Source organism: Blautia caccae, from assembly GCF_040095955.1.
In the GTDB taxonomy this organism is placed as follows: Bacteria; Bacillota; Clostridia; order Lachnospirales; family Lachnospiraceae; genus Blautia; species Blautia celeris.
In genome coordinates, this window is record NZ_JBBMFP010000026.1 from 1 (window position 1) to 24372 (window position 24372).

29 protein-coding genes and 1 pseudogene are annotated in these 24372 nt (G+C 46.1%); 12 read left to right on the forward strand and 18 right to left on the reverse strand.

Annotation, left to right across the window (positions count from 1 at the left end; all coding sequences use genetic code 11):
• The 15 genes from WMO65_RS21725 to WMO65_RS21795 form a co-directional block, all read right to left on the reverse strand.
• The coding region (locus WMO65_RS21725; protein ID WP_349064665.1) for an ATP-binding protein at positions 1–607 on the reverse strand (607 nt) is incomplete at its 3' end.
• Positions 513–1205, reverse strand: coding sequence for a DUF6291 domain-containing protein (locus WMO65_RS21730; protein ID WP_187370722.1), 693 nt, complete (start codon positions 1203–1205; stop codon positions 513–515). The genes WMO65_RS21725 and WMO65_RS21730, both read right to left, overlap by 95 nt.
• Positions 1195–1533: a PDDEXK family nuclease gene (locus tag WMO65_RS21735; RefSeq protein WP_148394030.1), complete on the reverse strand. Its 339-nt coding sequence runs from the start codon at positions 1531–1533 to the stop codon at positions 1195–1197. The genes WMO65_RS21730 and WMO65_RS21735 overlap by 11 nt, the downstream gene beginning before the upstream one ends.
• Positions 1490–1867, reverse strand: a complete 378-nt coding sequence (locus WMO65_RS21740) for a hypothetical protein (protein WP_148394031.1) — start codon at positions 1865–1867, stop codon at positions 1490–1492. Before WMO65_RS21740 ends, WMO65_RS21735 begins: the two co-directional genes overlap by 44 nt.
• Before the next feature lie 94 nt (positions 1868–1961).
• The gene (locus tag WMO65_RS21745; RefSeq protein ID WP_349064666.1) at positions 1962–3509 is read right to left on the reverse strand and encodes an ATP-binding protein; all 1548 of its coding nucleotides are present in this window, start codon (positions 3507–3509) and stop codon (positions 1962–1964) included.
• The gene (locus tag WMO65_RS21750; protein WP_148394033.1) at positions 3506–4258 is read right to left on the reverse strand and encodes a PD-(D/E)XK nuclease-like domain-containing protein; all 753 of its coding nucleotides are present in this window, start codon (positions 4256–4258) and stop codon (positions 3506–3508) included. Before WMO65_RS21750 ends, WMO65_RS21745 begins: the two co-directional genes overlap by 4 nt.
• Positions 4203–5138 carry a hypothetical protein gene (locus WMO65_RS21755; RefSeq protein WP_243128902.1) on the reverse strand — a complete coding sequence of 312 codons (936 nt, stop codon included), beginning with the start codon at positions 5136–5138 and terminating at the stop codon, positions 4203–4205. The genes WMO65_RS21750 and WMO65_RS21755 overlap by 56 nt, the downstream gene beginning before the upstream one ends.
• A 33-nt stretch (positions 5139–5171) precedes the next feature.
• Positions 5172–5372 carry a hypothetical protein gene (locus WMO65_RS21760; RefSeq protein ID WP_148394034.1) on the reverse strand — a complete coding sequence of 67 codons (201 nt, stop codon included), beginning with the start codon at positions 5370–5372 and terminating at the stop codon, positions 5172–5174.
• Positions 5373–5420: 48 nt separating this feature from the next.
• Entirely contained in the window at positions 5421–5609 is a 189-nt protein-coding gene (locus tag WMO65_RS21765) for a hypothetical protein (RefSeq protein WP_148394035.1), read from the reverse strand.
• Positions 5606–5779 (reverse strand): hypothetical protein, encoded by a 174-nt coding sequence (locus WMO65_RS21770; protein WP_187370723.1) that lies wholly within the window; start codon positions 5777–5779, stop codon positions 5606–5608. The genes WMO65_RS21765 and WMO65_RS21770 overlap by 4 nt, the downstream gene beginning before the upstream one ends.
• Positions 5769–5951, reverse strand: coding sequence for a hypothetical protein (locus WMO65_RS21775; protein WP_148394036.1), 183 nt, complete (start codon positions 5949–5951; stop codon positions 5769–5771). Before WMO65_RS21775 ends, WMO65_RS21770 begins: the two co-directional genes overlap by 11 nt.
• A 23-nt stretch (positions 5952–5974) precedes the next feature.
• On the reverse strand, positions 5975–6127 hold the full coding sequence (locus WMO65_RS21780) for a hypothetical protein (RefSeq protein WP_187370724.1): 153 nt from the start codon (positions 6125–6127) through the stop codon (positions 5975–5977).
• A gap of 84 nt (positions 6128–6211) precedes the next feature.
• Complete coding sequence (locus WMO65_RS21785) at positions 6212–7072, reverse strand: SPFH domain-containing protein (RefSeq protein WP_148394037.1); 861 nt, start codon at positions 7070–7072, stop codon at positions 6212–6214.
• Positions 7069–7239: a hypothetical protein gene (locus tag WMO65_RS21790; RefSeq protein WP_187370725.1), complete on the reverse strand. Its 171-nt coding sequence runs from the start codon at positions 7237–7239 to the stop codon at positions 7069–7071. Before WMO65_RS21790 ends, WMO65_RS21785 begins: the two co-directional genes overlap by 4 nt.
• Before the next feature lie 272 nt (positions 7240–7511).
• Entirely contained in the window at positions 7512–7646 is a 135-nt protein-coding gene (locus WMO65_RS21795) for a hypothetical protein (RefSeq protein WP_255611214.1), read from the reverse strand.
• A gap of 462 nt (positions 7647–8108) precedes the next feature.
• On the opposite strand from WMO65_RS21795, the gene WMO65_RS21800 reads away from it, so the two are divergent.
• The 9 genes and pseudogenes from WMO65_RS21800 to WMO65_RS21840 all read left to right on the forward strand — a co-directional run bounded on the left by WMO65_RS21800 (position 8109) and on the right by WMO65_RS21840 (position 15356).
• Entirely contained in the window at positions 8109–8435 is a 327-nt protein-coding gene (locus WMO65_RS21800; protein WP_148394039.1) for a helix-turn-helix domain-containing protein, read from the forward strand.
• 14 nt (positions 8436–8449) lie between these two features.
• On the forward strand, positions 8450–9046 hold the full coding sequence (locus WMO65_RS21805) for an ImmA/IrrE family metallo-endopeptidase (RefSeq protein ID WP_148394040.1): 597 nt from the start codon (positions 8450–8452) through the stop codon (positions 9044–9046).
• 16 nt (positions 9047–9062) lie between these two features.
• On the forward strand, positions 9063–9374 hold the full coding sequence (locus tag WMO65_RS21810; RefSeq protein WP_148394041.1) for a hypothetical protein: 312 nt from the start codon (positions 9063–9065) through the stop codon (positions 9372–9374).
• 44 nt (positions 9375–9418) lie between these two features.
• The gene (locus WMO65_RS21815; protein ID WP_148394042.1) at positions 9419–9829 is read left to right on the forward strand and encodes a hypothetical protein; all 411 of its coding nucleotides are present in this window, start codon (positions 9419–9421) and stop codon (positions 9827–9829) included.
• A gap of 54 nt (positions 9830–9883) precedes the next feature.
• Positions 9884–11035: an FxLYD domain-containing protein gene (locus WMO65_RS21820; RefSeq protein ID WP_187370726.1), complete on the forward strand. Its 1152-nt coding sequence runs from the start codon at positions 9884–9886 to the stop codon at positions 11033–11035.
• A 411-nt stretch (positions 11036–11446) separates the two neighbouring features.
• Positions 11447–12643 carry an IS110 family RNA-guided transposase gene (locus tag WMO65_RS21825; protein ID WP_148394101.1) on the forward strand — a complete coding sequence of 399 codons (1197 nt, stop codon included), beginning with the start codon at positions 11447–11449 and terminating at the stop codon, positions 12641–12643.
• A 167-nt stretch (positions 12644–12810) separates the two neighbouring features.
• Complete coding sequence (locus tag WMO65_RS21830) at positions 12811–14379, forward strand: recombinase family protein (RefSeq protein WP_187370654.1); 1569 nt, start codon at positions 12811–12813, stop codon at positions 14377–14379.
• 24 nt (positions 14380–14403) lie between these two features.
• Positions 14404–14850 (forward strand): annotated as a pseudogene (locus tag WMO65_RS21835) (manganese catalase family protein); the annotation flags it as partial.
• A complete protein-coding gene (locus WMO65_RS21840; RefSeq protein WP_103732449.1) occupies positions 14847–15356 on the forward strand; it encodes a superoxide dismutase family protein in 510 nt (169 codons plus the stop codon). The pseudogene WMO65_RS21835 and the gene WMO65_RS21840, both read left to right, overlap by 4 nt.
• Positions 15357–15441: 85 nt before the next feature.
• Here WMO65_RS21840 and WMO65_RS21845 read toward each other — a convergent pair whose 3' ends face one another.
• Together WMO65_RS21845 and WMO65_RS21850 are read right to left on the reverse strand one after the other, a co-directional pair.
• Positions 15442–16191, reverse strand: a complete 750-nt coding sequence (locus WMO65_RS21845; protein WP_033139328.1) for a NifB/NifX family molybdenum-iron cluster-binding protein — start codon at positions 16189–16191, stop codon at positions 15442–15444.
• Positions 16192–16321: 130 nt separating this feature from the next.
• Complete coding sequence (locus tag WMO65_RS21850; RefSeq protein ID WP_148393266.1) at positions 16322–17506, reverse strand: iron-containing alcohol dehydrogenase; 1185 nt, start codon at positions 17504–17506, stop codon at positions 16322–16324.
• 257 nt (positions 17507–17763) lie between these two features.
• Here WMO65_RS21850 and WMO65_RS21855 point away from each other — a divergent pair, with 257 nt between their 5' ends.
• Both WMO65_RS21855 and WMO65_RS21860 read left to right on the forward strand, forming a co-directional pair.
• Positions 17764–18888 (forward strand): aldo/keto reductase, encoded by a 1125-nt coding sequence (locus tag WMO65_RS21855; protein WP_033139327.1) that lies wholly within the window; start codon positions 17764–17766, stop codon positions 18886–18888.
• A 98-nt stretch (positions 18889–18986) separates the two neighbouring features.
• Complete coding sequence (locus tag WMO65_RS21860; RefSeq protein WP_033139326.1) at positions 18987–19943, forward strand: alpha/beta hydrolase; 957 nt, start codon at positions 18987–18989, stop codon at positions 19941–19943.
• Positions 19944–20009: 66 nt separating this feature from the next.
• Here WMO65_RS21860 and WMO65_RS21865 read toward each other — a convergent pair whose 3' ends face one another.
• On the reverse strand, positions 20010–22385 hold the full coding sequence (locus WMO65_RS21865; RefSeq protein WP_148393267.1) for a glycoside hydrolase family 31 protein: 2376 nt from the start codon (positions 22383–22385) through the stop codon (positions 20010–20012).
• A 348-nt stretch (positions 22386–22733) separates the two neighbouring features.
• Here WMO65_RS21865 and WMO65_RS21870 point away from each other — a divergent pair, with 348 nt between their 5' ends.
• Positions 22734–24323 (forward strand): DEAD/DEAH box helicase, encoded by a 1590-nt coding sequence (locus WMO65_RS21870; protein ID WP_033139333.1) that lies wholly within the window; start codon positions 22734–22736, stop codon positions 24321–24323.
• Positions 24324–24372 lie beyond the last annotated feature (49 nt).

The following is a 24372-nucleotide window of genomic DNA, read 5'->3' on the forward strand; positions in this document are numbered from 1 at the left end:
TTGCTTCCTCCGTCCCGAAATCATCGATCACAAGGACCTTGACGGTCTGCAGCGCATCCAGAAGATAACCTTCTTGCTGCTTATTTCCATCCTGCCCCCAGGTATTCTTGATTTCCTGCAGGATGTTCAGTGATGTGGCAAACTTGACCTGTATACCATGTTCCAGCATGAGTGCATTAGCAATACTGGCTGCCATACGGGTTTTACCTGACCCCTTTTCCTCGCTCCATAGATACATGCCCATGCCCTTTTCCAGCATAGCATCCAGATTCTCGAGATAGAATTTAACGCCCCTACACGCCACGGCAGCTATTTGCTTTGCTTCCGGGCTTATGTATCTCCCCAGGCTGAATGTATTGAGCCGTATCGTTTTAAGGCTGTCAGGCAGTTCAGCAAATCGCAGCCGCCTGTCCATAACCTTTCGCTCCCGGCACTTACAAGGCGCAGCGTACTCAACTCCGTTCTCATCACGCTCATACACCCATTCTTCTCCGTGGCAAATTGGGCAGGTATCACCATTCAAATCCTTCTGCTCCGGCTCCCTGCTCAATTGCCCTTCGCACAATGTCTGTTTCATCCGGTTCAGTGTTTCTTCCAGGTTTCCCAACTGTTACATCTCCTCTCAGATAATCTTCAAATGGTGTGTTAGGGCCCAGGAATGTGGCTCCCTGTTTGATATATCTTTGTTCGGTCTTGTTCTTCCGGCACTCCTCTGCGTATCTTTTAACTGCTGTCATCAGCTCGTCCTCTGAAAAGCCATTATTAAGCCTTGCCAAATATTGCTTATATGCCATAGCTTTCTCTTTTTTTCTCGGGTACGCATCCCAGAGCGTTTCAAACGCACACGTATATGTTTTTTTATCCTTTACATTATCCTTTACCTTTTCCTTATCCTTTTCCTTAGGTTCGGTTTTGGTTTCAGGATGGTTTTGATTAGGTTTAATTTCGGTTACATCTTGGTTATCACTTGGTTTATCTTTGGTTTTTGGCCTACCACCTTTGGTTCCATTTTGGTATCTGCGATTATTGGCATCTATTTGTGGCTTTACCAGCAAGTAGATGGTCTTCTCAATCCCAGTGGATTCCGGCGCTTTTTCATCCAGTCCGTATTCCATGATTGCCTTAATAGAAGCTTTAAATTGCTCAGGTGGAAGGTCTTTAACTGCCTCGTAAAAACTGCGGTAAAATACCACGCTATCCCTCATTACCACCACCTGCCTCATACTCTCTGTACATCTCTATCCAGTCATCCAGGTACATGGTTACGAGCCAGTCACAGTTGTTTTTACGATGCATCACCACAGGTAACTCTCCTGCTCGCGCATCCCGCCTTGACTGCTCTGCGGCTCCATACAGATCCAGCCGCTCCACTCTCTTGCACTCAATATGTACCCCCGGGAGGCCGACTACATCAGCATCACCATTTGCGCCGCAGAACTGCTGTCCTCTGCGGCAGTCATATCCATGCCCCCGGAGCACTCCGGTAAGCTCACGCTCCCCTCTGGCTCCTTTCTCTCTGCTTTTCTTCCCCATGCTGCCCCTCCTTCCTCCAGTTACTAAACGTTGTCTTCATGCTGTATATTTTGTCCCAGAGCTTGCCTGCCCTGGAATCATCCTTACTTGTGTATTCCTTAAACTCCAATTCGTCCACCGGGTCCCCCGGTATGGGCCTGTAATAGCCGTTTCCGACGTTTATAATACAGTCACCGTTGTGGTTTGCCTCCTCCACTAAAATCCTTAACTGACGGTCAATAGATTCGTTTCCAGGCAGGCTCAGGTCTGGTCTGCTCACTGTATTTTTATGACCGGATGTGATCCGGTTGAAATATCCCCGCGCAATCTCACGAGAATCTGTCTGCTTACTCATTTGCCCTCCCTTCTCCCCGGCCGTAACCGGGGAAATCATGGCTTACAAAGTTTCAAATTGTGATATATTATTCAGGCACAAAGCCGGAACTTCATTAAATCTCCATATACTCCTTGATCTGCTCTGTATAATCCGTAGACCTTTTTTTCTTCCATTCATCCCAGAAATCTATGGTCCGGGACTGCGGGCGCTCCTTTGCAAGCTGTACATGGATTTTCAGTGGTATGGGGGATGCATCTCCAACAATCAGCACATCACCAGGTGAGAACATTGTGGTACTGTCAATCACGCTCTCATTGCCATCCGGCAGCATACCTTTTATCATCGTTTTGTCATTCTCGTTATTGAGCTTTCCAACAATAAAGTTCGCGCACTGGGCCATGATGGTCCTGTTAAGTTCAGACGGCCTCTGGCTGGCGACAAAAAGCGTGATGCCAAACTTCCTGCCTTCCTTTGCGATGTCCTCGAAGATTTCCACCATGCGCCGCTCTGATGCGGAAAGCTGAAAATTATCCGGGATATACACATGGGCCTCGTCACAGACAAGAGTGATAGGATTATATGTGCTGCCGGTCCTCTGGATATCATAGATGAGCTTGGTCAACGCACCTATGACTGGGATTGCCACATCATGCGGGATACCGGACAGGTCGATGTTCTTGACTGGTTTGTTCCCGCCCATGATCTCCTGCATGAGCTGATATAGATATTCCTGGCCATATGGTGCGAACAGGAAGGAATACCGCTTGTCACTGAGTTTGGCCTCCATAGCATTTACAGTTCCTGTCAGTTTGCCATTAAGCTCTCCTTTCACAGTCTTATACATCCCGGCTTTATCACCAGATTTGTACACGTCTCCGGTATTTACCTCCTGTGTATTTAACTCTTGCATCTTTGCCAGTAATGCATTGTAATCAAACCAGACCGGCTTGCCCTCATTTCCATCCGGACAGATCATATGGTAGCTCTTACGCAAAGCCGACATGGCTACTGTGGCGGAATCCTCTTTTATCTTTAAAATGTTCGCCGCCATGTCCCGTAGGCCGAACATCCAAATTGGGAAATCTATGTCTTCGCCAAATTTAATATTGTCCACGTATGAAATATGTCCATACTCTCCGTGGATATCAAAAACTATAATATTTGCCCCAGGAAGCTTCGCTGTCTCTTCCAGTATCCTGGCCACTGTCTCTGATTTACCGGATCCAGTATTTCCTACAATGCAGGCGTGCCGCTGGTAAAATTTATTTCCATCCACCATTGCCGGGCAATCATAGGCACAATAATTCCCAATCTGGAAGCCAGACTTCTTGCCACCTATCATAGCGACGAACTGTTTCGGGGTGATGCCTTCTGCCTTAATATCCGTAACCGGGTACTCGTCTATCGCTTTATTAAACCTTCCATTTTTCAAACTGCCGATAATGGAGCACTCGATCACCTTAACACTTTCTGACTGCACGATATAGTCATCATCCCCCAGTCCCGGGGATGCATCGGTATCTGTCAGGGATGTGACCGTGGTCACAAGGGTTACTTTCCCGTCAGAGACAGATATCAGGTCGTTAATACGGACGTCAGAAAACTCAAACTCGTCCGTCTTTATCTGTATCCGGTCACTTAAAATCTTTATCAGTTTCATTCTCTATCCTCCAACAATTCATTGTAATTTCGTATCCTGGCAGCCTTTATGCTCTTACAGTAATCGCACTTACCACAATATCTGGGCGGCTCCATACCTGCTTTAACAGCCAGGAAACGGGGCATGTTCTCTTCCATCTCTTTCAGCGCCAGATCCAGTGTGGATTGAGGCATCTGGAATATATCCAGATCAGGTACCCGCTCTTTCGTAGCCACCGCTAAATAAAACGGCAATATCTGACCCGTTACAATCTCCACACCTTTCTGGTACAGAGCTCCCTGCAGGTCGTACCGCCAGAATGGCATAGTACGGAAATTTGCAACCACTTTCAGATCTGTGATACATATCTCCTCCAGATAGCTGTCCATCTTCATTTTCCACGGGGTTCCAAACAGCTCAAATGTCATTATCCGTTGTTTTTCACCGCTCATGAACCTCATAAAGAGGGAGTCTGACTTAATCCTGAAAATAATCTCATTAGCCTTGCGGAACTCGCTGCGAAGTTCATTTTTACGAGTAAATACCGCAGGATTATCCCGGATAAACGCATCCAGTGTCCCCTCGAAATAAGAATCTACGAAAGAGCCTACCAGGAGTGCTTTTGTGACCGGCTGTTTGTAGGCGCCTCTGATCTTTGCCATTGCTGCAGCCTCGCACTTCATAAAATCTTTGTACTGCGATACCGAAAAGAATCTACTGTTCTGTTCCGGGGAGTAATAATTGTCCGCTGTCAGCTTCCTCTGCTCCATCTGTCACCGCTCCTTCACTGTTTTCTTCCTGTGACCCCTTCTCCGATTTTTTCTTCTTTTCCTGTGTCTTCCCTTCAAAGGGATTCTGAACATCTTTTTCATCAACAGGTGGTGTGATCTCGAAATAATCTTCACGCTTCGCCATTCCATCACGGAGGGAACGGTATACATTATTTAAGCGGAGCATATCGTTCTCACTGAATGCTTCTGTCTTACAGCCTATGTATTTCTCTATCATCTCTTTAGTGACTGAGAACTTATCCTCGAACAATTTGATACCTTTACGTACTCTGTCAATGAGCGGTTCCTTGTTTCCACTCACAAGGGTTTTATGGCATTCCTCCACTGCCGCGTCCACCACATCACCGGGAATGACACCCAGGATGCAGGCCCTCAGTCTTCTGGCTCCCTGGTTGGCGACCATTTCATAGATGTCACGAGGGTCAGTAAGCGGAACGTTGCCTCTTTTAGTTCCTCTCATATGTGGCACGCTGAATACTTTCGTCTGCCTGGTGTTCGTCTCCAGGTCCCAGGCGTAGGCCATCACCTGGCTCTCACCACTCTTCTGTTCCAGCTCCAGTATGCCGAAATCAATGTTTCCCCAGTTCTGGGCCATAGCCTCTGCAAGCCGGATGGAAGGGCCAGTGACCTTTGTGCCGCCCCTGGGATACTCATACATAGCTCCCTCGGCCAGTCCTTTACGCTGGCAGGCTCTCAATATCCGGTTGAAGCTCTCAACCTCATCCCGGGGAAACTTCTTGGCGATTACCATAGCAGCCTGTACCTCCTGTGCCTGACGGCTTATCATCATCTCGGTTTGAGTATTTCGGGTTTGAGGCTGTACCTGTGTAAAATCATTTGCATTTGTCATGTAATCCATTACGATTCCTCCTGTCTGTGGATATCATCTTTTTCATGCTTCTGGCAGCACCAGCATCTCTTCCTCCGGGCGGAGCACAAAGGTCTCATTCCCTACTTTTGATTCTGCAGTGAGCACAACCTTAGATTCAGTCGCATATACTGCCCTCACCTTAAATGGGACGTAATTATCTGGTACACCGTATTCCACTAAAACTGTGCTGCCTGCCATAATCTCAATTGCTTTTTTATTCATCTTGACTTTCCTCCGTTCTCATCCTATAATGAGGATGAATTGATATTTTCAAGTCCCTGAATGCTTCCCGGCGCCAGGGGCTTTTCCAGTTTTAATGAGTTCGTACAATTCTTTGATGTCTTCATCACCTGTCAGGTAAGCAAGAGCATATTTCAGGCGGCTGTCAGCATCCTCTAAATCATTGTCCCACGTGTCCTTTAACATACTGTCAATACATTCTCTTGTTGTCTTTTTCATGATTTTCCCTTCTCCGGCATTTCCCGGTCCCAACACGCTTTACATTCATCACAAGCAAAATCCGCACAATCCGAATAATCCTCATAACCAAAGCTGTCTGGGCAATGATGCAGCCAGTAAGCCTCCATTTGGTCAGGATGTTCTGCTTGTAACTTTTCTCTAAACGTCATAGTGTTTTCTCCTTTCTGTCCAATCTCTGGCGACCTCAAAGGCCACCACCAGCAGGATAAATATAACTATGTAGCACATAACTGCCTGCGGTGCGTCCCGTGGCTGCCACCATCCGGTCAGGGCGGCAAGAGCAGTGCATATGGCTGCGTCTTTTATTGTGGTGTAATGCATGGGCTTGTCCCTCCTCTCCCGCCTTATCCGGCGGCTTCTCTTCTGTAAAAATCTATTACCAGCCTTGATACCTCATCAACAATATGCTGCGTCTCTTCGGCTGTTTTGTCTTTTGAGTAGTCATCATGTATCCGAATCTCTCCGGAACCATATTTAATTGTTTTTATCAATGCCAAACAACCACCTCCCTTGATAGTATGGTATGTAATGCCGCTTGTACCTGTTCTTTGAGGACCTATCACGGGGACAAGCCCCGTATACTACTCCTCTTTGATTACAGTATCTGCCCCTTGAACAGTGACCCATCCATGCTCCTTACGGGCTTCCATCTCCATCATCTGTATAAGTTCCGGCGTAATACTTTCTGATTTAAGTCTATTCGCTTCTGCTTCGCCACGGGCTTTTTCAATTTCAACCGCAGCGGCTGATTCTGCTCTCACCTTATCTGTCTCTGCCTGCGCTATTGCGGTCTGCTTATCCAGCTCTGCTTTTTCAGCATCCTGCTTTGCCTGTTCCTTTGCCTGGACCTTTTCTTTCAGTGCATCATCTAACTGCACATCAATGATAAGAGCCGATGCAACGTTGATTCCGTATTCTGGTTCCAGTTTCTCATTCAGGTATTCTGTAATCGCCTTGCTCACCTCTGAACGTTTTGTGCTGTATATGTCCATAACGGAAAATTGAGGCGTGACTTCTTTTATGTAGGCGATGATGGAGTTCTGTACCATACTGTCCACAATGGCGTCCCCGTCCATGCCATTAAATTTTTCATACAGCCCCGTCACCCTGTCGGGAATGAAATTGTAGTTCATGGTCATGTTAAGTTTGACCATTCCTCCATCTGCAGGGGCATCCACATGCCAGTCAGCATGTTCCTTCTCGCCATAATCCGACGGATTATTACTGAGTACAAGCTGCTGCTGTGACACCGGATAATCTTTCACCTTATCGGTTGGGCCGACAAAATGAAAACCCGGTCCCAGTGTCTTGTCCTTTACGCCGCCTTTCATGGAGTAGACAACTCCTATTTCGCCCTGTCCTACGTGTGTCATGGACATGACCGTGTATCCTCCACCAATCAATGCCGCCGCGATAATAATTCCTACAATCACTTTTTTCATTCTGATTCCTCCTGAATCTCTTTTTTTATTTTTTCATAAGCCTTTTTCTCTACATCGAATACTTCTTTGTCTCTTTGCATCCGTATGTATATTTTGTGGCCTATAAACAAGATTAATAATGCCGCCAGCCCAAATGTTGCAGCAGATAACAAAAATATGACCCACATGTCTTTAACAACCTTTCTTCATTTACATTTTCTTCCATATCTCCTATAATCTAAGTTACAGGCCCCGCCAGGCCGAGTACATCAGAAAGGAGAATGCCCATGAATTTAAATGATACGACAAAGTACCAGCTTGCAAAATCTCTCACGGAACTCGCCATCCAAAACAACTTATTCTATAAGTATGAAGATTCAGTGGAGACTGCAAAGAGTATAACCGTCTTTTTTGATACCATCGTTAACACGGTCGGTAAATCAGACAAAAACGAGTAATGTCATAGGGACCTGGCGGACACCAGTTCTGCCAGGGCTCTAACCATGTTCGCTACCATATCATTGTTTACATCATTATCTAACTCTTTTTGTATCCAATCACAGATATCTTCGATTGTTTCGTCTACCTTTTTCATCTTCTCACCTCCTCATTTCTCATTGACACAAACGTATGTTCATGCTATATTTATTTTATCGAACATAAGTTTGTATCATTGGCGTTTAAACAGATATTCCATATCGTATTTCGGAAAAAATACCTTATGGATTTTGCACGCATCATCAAAGTAAAAACCTTTTTTAGTTACCCCATTGACTATGTCACTTACGGTTTGGTACCTACACTCCAGTAACTCTCCCATTTGTGCGAAAGTCACTTTTTCCGTTTTCATTAACTCAAGTAAATGAAAATACATAAATTATCACCTCCCTGTAATTCGTAATTCCGAATTTTATAATTGGATTATATTCTTAATTCGGTATTTTGTCAACTAAAAACATACTGAATTACGAATTTATTCGGTTTAACGAATATTTTATATTTACAAAATATTATTTTTCGTATATAATGTAAATATACGGAAATGAGGTGATGACGCATGGAAAAAGCCAAAATACTTGAACAATTAATTAAAGAACAGGGATATAGTTTAAAAGCATTTGCTGAAAAATGTGGGATACCATATACTACGTTATATGGTATTTTAAAAAAAGGTGTTGGACGCGCAAGCGTTGATAATGTTATACAAATATGTCAGCATCTTGGTATCACAATTGAAGAGCTTGAAGAAATGGCTACTGGTGAAAAGCAAAAACATGAACCGTCATATGATGATGTTGAACGCCTCATTGCCAGAAATGGTAAACAAATGTCAAAAGAACAGAAATTACGCCTGATACAACTTTTGTCCGAAATAATTGAATAATTCTGGAGGACAAAATGAATCCTGAAAAACTACATCAAAAGGTCTGGGAGGTCTGTACAGAGTGCGGAATTAAAGACTTCCCCTTTGATTGCATCGTAGTCCTGAAGCACTATGGGTTTAAAGTATTTACATACGAACAAGCAAAATACCGATGTCCCGAGTTATATACCTTGTGCCGGGATTTGTCAGATGATGCATTTTCGGATAAAATTTTAAAGGCCGTGTTTTATAATGATAAACTATGTATACAGCGTATCCGCTTTTCATTAATGCATGAATTAGGTCACTTTTTATTGGGGCATGAAAATGAAAGCAGAGAAAATGAATCGGAAGCGGATGCCTTTGCTGCCAACCTTTTAGCACCTGAAGCACTGATAAAGTACCAAAATTTCCACAGTGCCCCGTCCATCAGTAGTTATTTTGGCATTTCAATAGCTGCTGCCAACCATATAATAATGCGGACAAAATACCGCTCTTTCTGGAGCACGGATAAGTATGAGGCAAAGCTTTTGGCTTACCTATACCCAAATTCTTCGAGGATACATTTGAATGATGACGGTATGGTAACGTCCGTTAAATTTGATAACATATATTATCTGGTTAATAGTTGAAAGGGAGGACGAATATATGACATATAAAGAATTTTTAAATTACCTGGAAGAAAACTTTGATGGATACATGGTCTTTATGGAAAAGGCCACGGAATTTCAAGAAACTAAAAATCAGAAAAGGCCAGCTAAAAGCCGTTGGAAAGAAGCCAAGGTACAAAAAGCGGTCCGTGAGATGTGGACCAAAGCCATGCAGCCACTCTATGACAACCTGAAACGAGAAATAAAATCAGGTATCCCTTATAAGTGGATAGAGTACATAGAGCAGCACGAGGTGCTGGAAGGTCTGCGTGATGCAATGGCCGATCTGAGCTTTGGTGATGTGGATTAATTTGCTTCGGCATTTTAATATATTATTATAAGGGGGTCTCATCTATGAAGAGCCAATGTAAGATCATAGCAATTGTGGAACTAATTTTAGGTATTCTGGGAAGTTTTATCCTGGCAAAAAGTGGTGGATTGAATGCATATACAGGAGAACGTAACTGGACTACTACCATTTTCATTTTTTTAATAGGCGTTATAGTTTCTTATGTGTTCTTTGTTGTTCTTTATTCTATTTCAGAAATAATGGATAATCAGGAGTATATCATGAAACAATTAGAGCAAACAGATGCTACACCAGAAAGTCGTTCAGTTAAGAGCGTTGGCTCCAATAGTTCAGCTTCCCTGTTAAGTGGAACAAAGTCGAGCACAATGGATGAGGAAGGGTGGCTATGTACCAAATGCGGCAGATTAAACCCAAACAGTTCTTCCATATGTAGCTGCGGAAAGCACAGATTTTAAAACACCAACAGATTCGCTTCGGCGTTTTAATGAATTATAAAAGGGGGATATTTTATGAATAAAAAGATTGTAACACTATTTCTAACAGCTCTTTTATGTGCATTTGCTACAAGCTGCGGAAATAATGCAAGCGAACCAAAGTCTAATGACACGACAGCAAAGGAGGAAGTAAAAGAGCCTACTGATTTGACTGGTACTTGGGCCTCAGAAGAAAATGATGGGTCTTATCAGGAGGCAATAATTACAGAAAACACTATTGAAGTAAACTGGGTATCAGATGGAGGTAAAACAAAATCAATTTATTGGATTGGATCATATGATGCTCCCACTGATTCAATAGACAAATATACTTGGACGTCAGAAAGAGATAAAGAAAAAACAGATTCAGCATTATTAGCATCGCAGGATGACACGAAAAGTTTTACATATGAAAATAAGAAGATAAGCTATGAAGTTTCGGTCATGGGGACTACCAGCACAATGGAACTTTCACAAGTCTCAAAAGATATTCCTGAAAATCCAGTATCAGAAGAAGAACCACAGGCCGAAACAGCCGGTAATGAGACGCCTGACTCTCAAAGCCAACAGTCTGAAGCATCATACGAGGTTACATACCAAAACATTTCATTCCACCAGGATATTATTGGAAATATATGGTCTCAGGCAATCGTCGAGGTGGCAAATACCGGAAATAACGATTTGTACTTAGACCGCAGCTCCTACGAACTTGTGTCTGAGGATGGTACTATTATCCACACAACAAGTAATACATTTACTCCATATCCGCAAATATTAGCACCCGGTGAAAAAGGCTATTATTATGAAGAGGCTATGATGGACGCTGGTACTCCTACAGAAGGGATATCTATTACTCCGCATATCAGTGCTCAATCATCAAAAAATCAAATTGTCCGTTTAGAGGTAAGTGCCACCGAAATATACGATAAAGAAATGGGTGGTATTGATCTACACGGTAAAATCAAAAATACTACAGGCACGGAGCAGAGCAATATAAATGTTGTTGCTATTCTTTTTGATGGAAATGGGCAGCCCATAGGGCAGCTTTGGACCATACTTATGAATCCTATTCAATCCGATGAAGAAATAGGATTTGAATTAGAGCCCATGAGTTTACCAGATGATATAACAAAGGCATCTATAGCAGATTATAAAGTTTATGCCTATCCAGAACAGTACCAGTTTTAATCGTAACCCCAAAAATTAAGCTACAAAAAACCGCCCCGGTGTTACCAGCACCAGGACGGCATATACCTCCGAAGAGATATGTCATCGCAAATACATTGTATCATCTTCGGAGCAGCCATGCAAGCGGAACAAAAGTTCGCTGGCTGTTATTTGGTACTATAAAAGTGTAATTGTTGTACCGATACAAATATTGGTCACGCAGTTGCACTTATTCTGTATAATAAGGGTGTAATTGGCCAGACGGGGTGTTATTTGGGTTATCGCATCCGTTACAAAAACTGTCTGCCATCCCCTTATTATATGCATTCGGTTAGGCAGGTTGAGACTCTTGGAGCTTTCGTGTAACGAACCAAAATGAATGGTAATAAGTGTTGGTGGAAACAATTACAAAATTCATTGAGGAGGTCACATATGATAAGTGTTGGGATTGATGTTTCTAAGGGAAAGAGTACGATATGTATTTTAAAGCCATATGGGGAGATTGTCAGTTCACCATTCGATGTTGAACATACGGACAACTCATTATTGGAATTATCCAAAATGCTTCTGAGACTTGACGGCGAAACAAAAGTTGTAATGGAAGCAACCGGTGCCTACCACATGCCGATTCTGTCATATTTAAAGGATCAAGGACTCTTCGTATCTGTAATTAATCCTCTGGTTATGAAAGAATACAGGTGCAAGGGACTAAGAAAGGCGAAGACAGATCAATTAGACGCCAAGATGATTGCCAACTATGGAATTGACCATTGGTTTCATTTAGTTGATTATACTCCTGATTCTGAAGTTTATCAGACACTGCGGCTACTTGGTCGTCAGTATGCACATTACATGAGAATGAAAATAGAAAGTATTCAGGTATTGTCAAATATGATGGATTACACAATGCCGGGTATACGAACCCTTCTAAAAGGCTACAGCGATTGTAACGGAAAAAATAAGGTTGCCGATTTCATGGAGTATTATTGGCATTATGACAACATTACTAAAAAAACAGAAAGCCAGTTTGTAAAAAGTTATATTTCATGGGCGAAAAAAAGAGGATACCATCAAAGTGAATCTAAAGCCTTAAAGATTTATGCCTTAGCTAAAAATGGTGTTCCCACGTTGCGTTCTACTTCTCCATCGACCAAAATGTTAGTAGTAGAAGCGGCAAGAGTTTTAAAAGAGATAGAAAACACTCTCAGAACAATTCTAACACAAATGCAGGAATTAGCAAGAGACTTGCCTGAGTATCCAGTAGTGCGCGCTATGAACGGTGTAGGAGATGTTATTGCTCCTCGCTTGATAGCCGAAATCGGGGATGTACGACGGTTTTATAGCCGAAAGGCTTTGATTGCTTATGCTGGAATTGATGCTCCTCCATATCAATCAGGTCAGTTTACCGGAAGTAACCGTCATATAACAAAACGAGGATCTGCTACATTAAGAAAAATAGGATATGAAATCATGCAATGCCTGAAATCTTTTAAACCACCTGAAGACGCAGTATACCTATTCATGATGAAAAAGGAATCGGAAGGTAAGGCGCCAAAGGTCGCAAAAATGGCAGCATTAAATAAGTTTTTAAGAATTTATTATGCTAGAGTAACTGAAGTCTATACATAATTTCCAAACGACAAACATATTTATTTCTGATGCCAGTAGAAATAGTGGTCTAGTTAAAGTTTGTCTATTTTAACACTTGTATAGATGTGAACTTATAAATTTACCTGTTGATTTTTGTTAGCAGGTTTTTGTACCTATTTTTACATATTTTACAGAGAGGTGATACAATGAACACACTTGAAAGAGACTGTATCTATTTAAGAAAGTCCCGTGCAGACCGGGAAGCCGAAGCACGCGGCGAGGAGGAAACCCTGGCCCGGCATGAAAGAATCCTGCTTGACCTTGCCAAACGCCGCGGCTGCCACATTGGAGCCATTTACCGGGAAGTAGTATCTGGTGAAACAATATCTGCCCGGCCCGTGATGCAGCGCCTCCTGCAGGAAGTGGAATCTGGTATGTGGGACGGTGTTCTTGTTGTGGAGGTGGAGCGTCTGGCCCGTGGTGATTCCATAGATCAGGGTGTTGTTGCCAGGGCGTTCCAGTATTCTGATACCAAGATCATAACCCCCACAAAAACATATGACCCGAACAATGAGTTTGACGAGGAATATTTTGAGTTCGGGCTATTTATGTCCAGAAGGGAGTATAAGACCATAAAGCGCCGCCTCAATGCAGGCCGGGTATCGTCTGTACAGGAGGGCAAATATTGCGGTAACAAGCCTCCGTACGGATACCGCAGGGTGAAACTGGAACACACAAAAGGTTACTCTCTCGAGCCTATCCCTGAGCAGGCAGAAATTGTAAAACTGATTTATAACTGGTATACATACGGGATAGATGGCGAGCGCATCGGCATGTGCAAGATAACCCGTAAGCTGATTGATATGGGCGTCCCATCTCTATCCGGAAAATCATGGTCAACCGCCACAGTAGCAAATATACTGGAAAATCCGGTCTATACCGGAAAAATAAGGTGGAACAGAAGGAAGGGCATGAATAAGATTGAGAATGGAAATGTGGTAAAATCCCGTCCGCGTTGCGATGATTACATATTAACAGACGGTCTCCACGAGGCAATCATATCGCAGGAGATCTATGATCTTGCCCAGTATTACCGGAGCATGAATCCACCCAGACCGATAGGCGCATCAAACACCGTAAAGAATCCTCTGTCCGGTATAATAAAATGCGGGAAATGCGGTCATAACATGGTCAGGCGGCCGTATAACAGTCGGAAACAGGAAGACACGCTCCTATGCTCTTACACTGGATGTAATAATGTGAGCAGCCGGCTGAGTCTGGTAGAAAAAGCCCTCATTGCCGGCCTTGCAGATCTGGTACAGAGTTACAAAATCAATGACACACTAAATGATACCAACGGAGTAGACATCATAGCTGCAAAGGAAAAAATCCTTTTGGATAAGCGCGCCGAGCTGGAGAATCTTAACACCCAGAAGAACAGGCAGTATGAACTACTGGAACAAGGTATATACACCACAGAGGTTTTCCTGGAGCGATCAGGCGCTACGGCAAAGCAGATAGATGACTGCGCTGCTGCCATCGAGCGTATTGCCGCAGATCTGGCACATGACCGGGAACTCCTGGAACAAAAATTTAATTTTATCCCAAAATGCGAACACCTCTTATCCAATTACTGGGACTGGGACGCACCTACCCGGAACTCCGTGCTGAAAGAGCTACTCGAAAGAGTTGACTACTTTAAAGATAACAAAAATGACTTTAAGCGCGGGGATGAAATCACCTTTACCCTGGATATCTACCCCAAAATCCAATAGTAATATCATTGATAACCTCAATATACCAACGAACTGGCACACATGGAAATGGTAGCCACCATTGTACACCAGCTTACACGCAACCTTTCCATGGAAGAAATCGAGAAATCCGGCCTCGGTCCCTACTATATTGACCATACAGTAGGCATCTGGCCTCAGGCTGCCGGGGGTGTCCCCTTTAACGCCTGTGAGTTCCAGTCAAAGGGTGATCCTATCACGGATTTGTTTGAGGATATGGCAGCAGAACAGAAAGCGCGCACCACTTATGACAACATTCTGCGTGTCATCAGAGATCCGGATGTTGTGGACCCCATCCGTTTCCTGCGTGAAAGAGAAGTTGTGCATTTCCAGCGTTTCGGTGAAACCCTCCGTTCCGTTCAGGAAGAACTGGATTTCAAAAACTTCTATGCATTCAATCCCAGCTTTGACATGCCTGCCAAATGCAGCTGCGATTCAGGCTGCAGCAAATGACATTCATGCGCCGGGAATTATTGGAAGCCATGCAAAAGGTGATCACCACTGCACCGGAAGCTTACGCCTTTGTTTACGGTGGAAAAAAATATCCTCATATCAAAGGTTTCGTATACTTTTTCCCGCTGTGGGGAGGTACGGTTGTCCTTGCTGATGTTGCCGGACTTCCCACATCGGAAGCTGCCTGCCGGGAAAAAATCTTCGCCTTTCACATTCATGAAGGTTCTTCCTGCGAAGAAAATGCAGAAGGGGATTTCCCACTGACCGGCAGCCATTTAAATCCAAAGGATTGTCCGCACCCGGAACACGCCGGAGATCTGCCTCCGCTCTTTGAAAATGACGGCTATGCCCTTTCCATGTTTTATACCAACCGGTTCGTCCCGGAGGAAATCATTGGCCGGACGGTTGTGATCCACGAAAACCCTGACGACTTCAAAACCCAGCCCTCAGGGGATTCCGGCAGCAAAATAGCGTGCGGGGAAATAAAAAGCAATCTGGAAGATTAAAGCACCGCATTTCATTCCATGAAAATAGGCATCCGCAGATGAACCTTCACCTGCCGATGCCTTTTTCCTGACTTTGAGTATAAAATTAATTTCCGCAGTGATGGCCGCACTCATGGGAATGCTCACCGCAGCTGCCGCTTCCGTGCTCATGCTCATGATGTGCACAGACTGTATCCGGATCATAATTCAGGCTTCCTGCCAGAAATGCCTCCACCTGGGCATCCGCATCTCCGCATGCTCCGGGATAAAGCTGGATCCCTGCCTCTGCCAGCGCATTCCTTGCACCGCCGCCGATACCTCCGCAGATCAGCACCTGAGCACCGCACTGATTCAGAAATCCGGCCAGGGCACCATGTCCGCTGCCATTGGTATCTATCACTTCAGAGGATACGATCTTACCGTCCTCCACCTCATATACCTTGAACTGTTCTGTGTGTCCAAAATGCTGAAATACCTCTCCATTGTCATATGTCACTGCAATCTTCATGTTTGAATCTCCTCTCCTGAATGATTGAACGCACGCATTCTGCCGGTGTTCTCTCTGCCCGCAGATTCTGTAGCTCCCGCCGCTGATTTCCAGAGATGACGCCTCCACCAGAAAACGCGCCAGCTTCTTCCTGGCTTCCGTATAGACCGCCTGGACAGTGGCTCTTCCCACTTCCATCTGCACCGCACACTCTTCCTGGGTATATCCCATATAATCAATCAGCCGAATCGTCTCATACTCCTCGACTGTCATCCGTATCCGATGCGTAGGCTGACCGCCCTCACCCGGCACAAAAAAACCGCACCCCGGCAGCCTGCATATCCTCTTTTCCTTACTCGGCCTCGGCATCTCTCCACCTCCCGCAGCCTCTCACTTCTCATGCATTCATTATTAACATATGCTTATTATACTCATGTTATTAGCATATGTCAACTATGTATTCAAAAGTTTTTTCTCCCGGCCCGTCCGCATTTTCAACTCACAAATGATTTGCCCCTTTCAATATTTCATACACATCCCTCTGATGCAGCTCCCTAAACTTCGCCACCGTAAACGTATCCTTCCCCGTTGCCCTCTCAGCCATATCCACCAGTTCTTCTTCCGTCAGCACCCCGGCCTCCAGTTTTCCCAAACAAACCGGCATTCCCAGTTCCCTGAAATATTCCACCGTTTTTCTTATCCCTTCTCTCGCAGCAGCCACATCATCTTCCGCCTGCACACCCCACACCTTTCTTCCATACTGCGCAAACCGCCCCGGCTCCTCCATATACACATACAGTGCCCAGGACTCCCAGACAGCAGACAGGCTAGCTCCGTGTGCCACATCGTATTTTGCGCTGAGCTCATGTCCGATCTTATGGGGTGCAAAATCTTTTTCCGCTCCAAGCCCCGTAATTCCATTATGGGACAGACTGCTGCACCACATCAGCTCACTCATGGCCTCGTAATCCGTCTGGTCCTTCCACGCCTTTCTCCCGTTTTCAATGACAGTCCGCAACAGCGCCTCCGCAATCTCGTCTGTCATCTGATTTCCCTTTGTATGGGTAAAATACCGGTCCAGGGTATGCATCATAATATCCACGATTCCGCATGTCACCTGATATTTTGGCAGCGTGTAGGTAAGCTCCGGATTCATAATGGCAAATTTCACCCGGTTAAAATCCGTGCTCAGTCCCTGCTTCCTTCCAATGGCCTCATTTGTCAGCACCGCGGAATCACTCATCTCACTTCCCGCTGCCGCAATGGTCAGAACCACTCCCACAGGAAGGCTCTTTGTCAGAGGCACTTTCTGTGTCCAGATATCCCAGAGCGCAGTTCCCGGATTCGCCGTCCCGTGTGCGATCCCTTTTGCCGTGTCAATGGAGCTTCCCCCGCCCACAGCCAGAATAAAGTCTGCTCCAAAGGAAACCGCAGCCTCCACACCTGCCTGTGCAAAGGACAGCCGCGGGTTTGGTTTCACCCCGCCCCACTCTTTGAAGGCGATCCCCGCCCTCTCAAGTTCCGCTTCGATCCTGTCAAGCAGCCCGCTTCTTTTCACACTGCCTCCGCCATAGACAAGGAGTACCCTGTTCCCGCCCCATTTTTTTACTTCCTCTGCTGTTTTCTTCTCCGCGTCTTTTCCAAACACTACTTCTGTAGGTGCGTAATAAATAAATTCCTGCATAATTTCTCTCCTTTTCTCCCGTAATTCCTGTTCTTCCATGCGCTTTCCCAGGCGGTACGTGCCTGGGCTGCCCCTCCTTTTTGGGACATTCCTGCGCATTCTGGCCATTAAGTTCAGTATACTTTATTTTTTCACACATTTCCACGAAAAACCCCTAATAATTCAGGAAATCTCTTGTCATTCCCCTGCATAGAATGATAAAATAGATATCAGCTACTAATGAAACCATTTTGACTGAAACGAGGAGGTTTTACACTATGGAATACCGTAAATTTGAAAATCTGGGCGTATCTCCGTCCCTTCTGGGCTTTGGCTGCATGCGCTTTCCGCAGACACCTGACGGAAATATCGACGAGGCGGAAGCTGAGAGAATGCTGGACCGCGCACTTAAGGCCGGAGTCACCTACATAGACACAGCCTATCCATACCACAACGGCGACAGCGAACCCTTTGTAGGAAAAGTCCTGAAAAAATACGACCGCAAAAGCTTCTATCTGGCAACCAAACTGCCCGTATGGAATGTAAAAACCCTGGATGACGCAAAACGTATTTTCCAGGAACAGCTTGACCGTCTGGATGTGGATTATGTGGACTTCTACCTGCTTCACTGCCTGGACAAAGAAAAATGGCAGAATGTCCTGAATCTGGGTATCATCCCTTATATGGAAGAGCTGAAAAAAGAAGGAAAGATCAAGTTTTTCGGCTTCTCCTTCCACGATGATTTTGAAACCTTTAAAACCATAGCCACTTACCGCAAATGGGACTTCTGTCAGATCCAGTACAACTACGTGGACACAGACATACAGGCCGGTGACAAAGGCTACGAGCTGACACAGGAGCTGGGTATCCCTCTGGTGATCATGGAGCCTGTCAAGGGCGGCTCTCTCGCCACTCTGCCGGATTCCGTCACAGAACCATTCAAGGATTACAAACCAAATGCCAGCATTTCCTCCTGGGCGCTTCGCTGGGTGGCAAGCAAACCCAATGTAAAAGTAGTTTTAAGCGGTATGACCACTATGGAACAGGTGGAGGACAACCTGAGCACATTTGAGAACTTTACGCCGCTTTCCCTGCAGGAAAAGGAAATCGTAGCTGATGTTGCCACTGCTATCAAACAGCGCACCAAAAACGGCTGTACCGGATGTGCATACTGTATGCCATGTCCCTTTGGCGTGAACATCCCCCAGAATTTCCGCATCTGGAATGATTTGTCCATGTATGAAAATAAAGAACAGGCCAAACGTGCCTACTTTAATGACCTGGAAGAAGATGCCCGGGCTGACCACTGCCAGAAATGCGGCAAATGTGAGGAAGTCTGTCCCCAGGCCATGTCCATCCGCGACGATCTGGAGCGCGTTAAGGAAGCCATGGAGAATCTTTGATTTTTTATACAGTCAATGCACAGACCTGACCGAATAATCACCTCCTGATTTTCATATACTGTAAACGCCGGAAAGAGAAAAGGAGTATTGATAATACTATGAAGGAAAAATTATCTTCCAAAACTTTAAAACATGCCGCGGTCGCAGGGGCAGGTGTCTGTATAGGGGCCTCCTATGTGCTCACCAGTTTTCTGAGGCGTTTTGCCCTCTCCCGCACATTTCCCATGTACCGGACGGAGCGGAAAAATACAGACAAGCCTGATCCGCTGGGCGATTTCCTGCGTCCAGGCAAGGAATGGATCCGGAAAGAAGCTTCCTCAGTCACTCTGATCAACCGGGACGGCATGAAGCTGAACGGGCTATTTCTCCCCTCCATCCAGGCGGGAAGCACACGCTATGTGATTCTATGCCACGGCTACCGCAACAACTGCTGTGAGCTGGGCATGTATGCCAGACACTTCTGGCACAGAGGATATTCCGTGCTTCTTCCCGATGCCAGAGGACACGGGGACAGCGAAGGCAAATACATCGGTATGGGATGGCAGGAGAGAAAAGATGTGCTGGAGTGGATTGACTTTCTCCGCCAAAAGGACCCCAAGGCCCAGATAGTCCTGATGGGCATTTCCATGGGCGCAGCAACAGTAATGATGACTTCCGGCGAAAATCTTCCGTCCAATGTAAAGGCTGTGATCGAGGACTGCGGATACACCAGTGTCTGGGAAGAATTCAGCGTGCAGATCCACAATTATTTCCACCTGCCGCCCTTCCCCTTTTTGTACCTGTCCTCCCTGGCCTCCAGAATTCGTTACGGTTTTTCCTTCAAGGAAGCCAGTGCCATACGGCAGGTGGCAAAATGCAACCGCCCCATCCTCTTCATTCACGGCTCAAAGGACACCTTTGTTCCCTTCTACATGCTGAACAAGCTGTACCACGCGGCCAAATGCGAAAAGGAAAAGCTGGTTGTGGACGGTGCCGGACATGCGCTGTCCTGTGCCACTGACCCCAAACTGTATTTCCGTACCGTAGACAGATTTCTGGACAAATATATCATATAAAGAAGAGCTGCCGTACAGGATAAATTCCTGCACAGCAGCTCTTCTGTCTTTTTAAAAAATTTCTTCTCAGCAGGCGGTCAGCACTTCTGTAACCGCACACAGCAGCGGTTCCTCCAGCTCCATGGCAAAAAGGGCCGGAACTGCTCTCTCACCCAGCTCCTCCACAGTTTTCAGCACAGCCTCTTTTACATCATAGGCAATCTGCGCACGCTCCAGGATCTCATATACACTTCCTGTCATATCCTTTTCAGCCATCATGAGCCCTTTTATAAACCGAACTTTAATCTCACTTGTCACCGGTACTTCCTCTGCCCTGACCGTAAGGGTTCGTGTATCGGCATCATAGGACTGCACTGCTTCCATGGCCTGTCCGTCTGCCAGCACCTCTGCAGCAGCATTTTCCACGCCTTTAAAGCACAGTGTCCATGTCCTTCTCTCAGGCAGCACGGAAATATTTCCTTTCGCGGCAGAGATCAGGAAACTCTCCCCGTTTTTCTGTGTCAGCTCTGTGCAGACCCAGTTTTCATCTGCATCCTCCGGTGAATCCCCCTCATCCTCCCAGAGGGAAAAGCTGCCGTCAGCTCCCGGGAAGATACAGATTTCCAGATTCTGCGGATTACTCAGATCATTCATCTGCTCCGGAAGCTCCTGCATGGGCACAATGCCTCCGGCACGGACAAATACCGGCATCTCCTCCACACATCTATAGACAGAAAGCAGACGTCCGCCTTCATATCGGCGCCCGTTAAAGAAATCAAACCAGGTGCCTTTTGGAAGCCATGCCTTCGCGCATCCCATACAGGTGCAGGTATCTGCCGGATCTGTGATAGGTGCTGCGATCAGCTCTGTTCCGAAATAATATTCATTCGGCACATGGTAAGTCTCCTCCCTCTCCGGCTCCAGCCAGTACATAGGCCGCACCAAAGGCTGGCCGTCCCTGCTGGCGTAACGGTTCATGGTGTACAGATACGGCACTAATTTATGGCGCAGGCGAAGAAATTCTTCCATGACGCTCTGCGTAATCTTGTTATATTTCCATGGTTCCTTGCCATTGAAAGGATTATCCGTGCTGTGCAGGCGGTTCAGCGGTGAAAATACACCTAACTGCACCCATCGGGCAGTCATCTCATCATCGCGAACCCCGTGCATATGGCCTCCGATGTCGTGGCTCCACCACCCATATCCTGCATTGCTGGCAGTTGCGGTAAAGTAGGGCTGGAATCTCAGGCTCTCCCAGGAAATAACCGTATCACCGGAAAATCCGATGGGGTATCTGTGGCTTCCGATTCCGGCATATCTGGAAAAGGTGAGACGCCGTTTTCCTCTCCTGGCACTGTCCAGATAATGAAAATGGTTCAGCATCCAAAGCGGATCCAGTCCCGGAATCTTTGTGACGGTTCCCTGCTGCCAGTCCAGCCACCAGAAATCAACGCCCTCGTCCTCCAGAGGATGATGCAGCTCCTCAAAGTACACCTCCAGAAAATGCCTGTCCGTCACATCAAACGGCACCGGCTCCCCGCTTTTTGGATCTATTCCCATACGTTTCGCCACCCGCTCGTAGGCCTCCTCATAGGCACGTACCCCGTCCGCAGGATGTACATTCAGTGTGATCTTCATATTTCTGCTGTGAAGCCAGTCCATAAACTCTTTTGGGTCCGGGAAAAACTCACGGTTCCAGGTATATCCGGTCCAGCCGCTTCCGTATTTCGGATCAATATCCACCAGATGCCAGTCCATATCCACAACGGCCACCGAGAAGGGAATCCGCTCCCGCTCAAAACGCTCCATCAGCTCCTTGTATTCCTGCTCTGTGTATCTGTGATAGCGGCTCCACCAGTTTCCGAACACCCATCGGGGCAGCAGTGGTGTTCTGCCGCAGAGATAGTAGAGGTCCTTTACTGCCTCCTGATACCTGTGGCCATAGCCGAAGAAATAGAGATCAATACTTCCCTCCGGACGCAAGTCCACCCATCCATCCTCTGTAACTGCCATACTGCGGCTGTCATCCACAATGGAAAATCCGTTTCTCGACACCACACCGCTTTCCAGAGGAATAGCCCCGTCCGCCTCGTCCAGAGTGCGTGCTGTTCCTCCCAGATCTTTTACAGGGTCCTTATAATGCCAGTTCGTCTCATTGGATTTTCCGCCTGTCACTTTGATAAAAAGACCGTTTGGGGCAAATTCCTGTTTGTTGTAGGTAAGCTCCAGGGCACTGGTAAAGATTTTCAGTTCCCCCTCTGTCTCTGACACCTTGAATACAGGCACCGGAAAATCCCGGTTGAGAACTGTCTGGGTTGCCCTGTCCTCAAAACTTCCGTCTCTGCTGTATTCCAGACGCAGAAGAGATTCCGTCAGAACTGTGATTCTGTAGTTTTCCCCCTGAATAATGCTTTCTTTTCTGGCCATCGGCCTTGCCTCCAGCTTTTCATTGATTCCGCTCATGTCTGATCCTCTCCTGTAAAATTTTTTTTCTTCCGGAGTTCTCTCTCCGTTTTCCTTTATTGTAATTGTTTTGTATAATACCCGCAAAGGTTTTTTAAGAAAACCTGCTGTTTTTATGCAATATCGTCATTTTTGCCTCTTTATCCTGTCGATATCTTCTAATTGACATTGGTTTCTGATTCTGGTATGATGTAAGCTGCTGATTGTGTATAAGAGGGTGCCGCGATAAGCATTTACTGCGCTTATGCGACACCCCTTTTTCATGCAGCAGCACATTTCAGCGTGACGAACCTTTATATAATGAAGGATTCGGGGCAGTCCCCCGATAGAAAGGATTATTTATTTTATATGGAAACAACGAAATTTGAAGAATTGGATTTATTCCCGGAAATTGAAAAAGCAGTGAGATACATGGGTTTTGAGGAGGCCTCCCCCATTCAGGCCAAAGCGATTCCTGCAATGATAAGCGGCCGTGATATTATCGGCCAGGCACAGACCGGAACAGGAAAAACCGCAGCCTTTGGTATCCCTCTTTTGCAGAAGATAGATATTAAAAACAAGAAACTCCAGGCCATTGTACTCTGTCCCACAAGAGAGCTTGCCATTCAGGTGGCGGATGAAATCCGTAATCTGGCAAAATACCTGCACGGCATTAAAGTGCTCCCCATCTACGGCGGCCAGGACATCGTAAAACAGATCCGTTCCCTGAAAAGCGGAACACAGCTTATCATCGGTACCCCGGGCCGTGTCATGGACCACATGCGCAGAAAAACCCTGAAAATGGAAGATGTGCACACCGTTGTCCTGGACGAGGCGGACGAGATGCTCAACATGGGATTCCGCGAAGACATCGAGACCATTTTAAGCGGAGTTCCGGAAGAACGCCAGACGGTACTCTTCTCCGCCACCATGCCCAAACCCATCCTGGAGATCACCAAGAAGTTCCAGAAGGACGCTGAGGTCATTAAGGTGACGAAAAAAGAACTGACCGTTCCCAATATTGAACAGTTCTACTATGATGTAAAGCCAAAGAACAAGGAAGAAGTGCTCTCCCGTCTTCTGGACCTCTATTCCCCAAGACTCTCCGTAGTGTTCTGCAATACAAAGAAGCAGGTGGACCTCCTGGTCAATGCCCTGATCGGCAGGGGCTACTTCGCTGCCGGCCTGCACGGAGATATGAAACAGGCCCAGCGTGACCGCGTGATGCAGAGCTTCCGAAAAGGAAGAACCGACATTCTGGTTGCCACAGATGTAGCTGCCCGCGGCATTGATGTGGATGACATTGAAGCTGTATTTAATTATGATCTCCCCCAGGACGATGAATACTATGTTCACCGTATCGGACGTACCGGACGTGCAGGAAGAGAAGGCCGTGCCTTTACCTTCGCCAGCGGAAGGGAGCTCTACAAATTAAAAGAGATCCAGCGCTACTGCAAGACAAAAATCTATGCGCAGAAGGTACCTTCCTTAAACGATGTTGCCAACACCAAAATGGAAAACATTCTGGAAAATGTGGACTCTGTCATTGAAAGAGAAAATCTTTCTCTCATGATCGATGCCATTGATGAGAAAGTCAACAACTCTGACTACACAACTCTGGACCTGGCTGCTGCCCTGCTGAAAATGTACATGGGCATGGTGCAGGAGGAGCCGGACGAGGAAGTTGTGGATTTCGGTGACACCGGAGCTGAGGAGCCCGGCATGGTCCGCCTCTTCATCAATATCGGTAAAAAACAGCGTGTCCGTCCCGGAGATATCCTGGGCGCCATTGCAGGGGAAAGCGGAATGCCCGGCAAACTTATCGGTAGCATTGATATGTTTGACAAATACACCTTTGTGGAGGTTCCCAGAGAGTATGCCAAAGATGTGCTGAATGCCATGAAGACCGCCAAGATCAAAGGAAATACCATAGCCATTGAACCTGCAAATCAAAGATAAGAAAAACATCTGCCGTGATTTGCATAACACCCGAAAGGGTGTACAATCA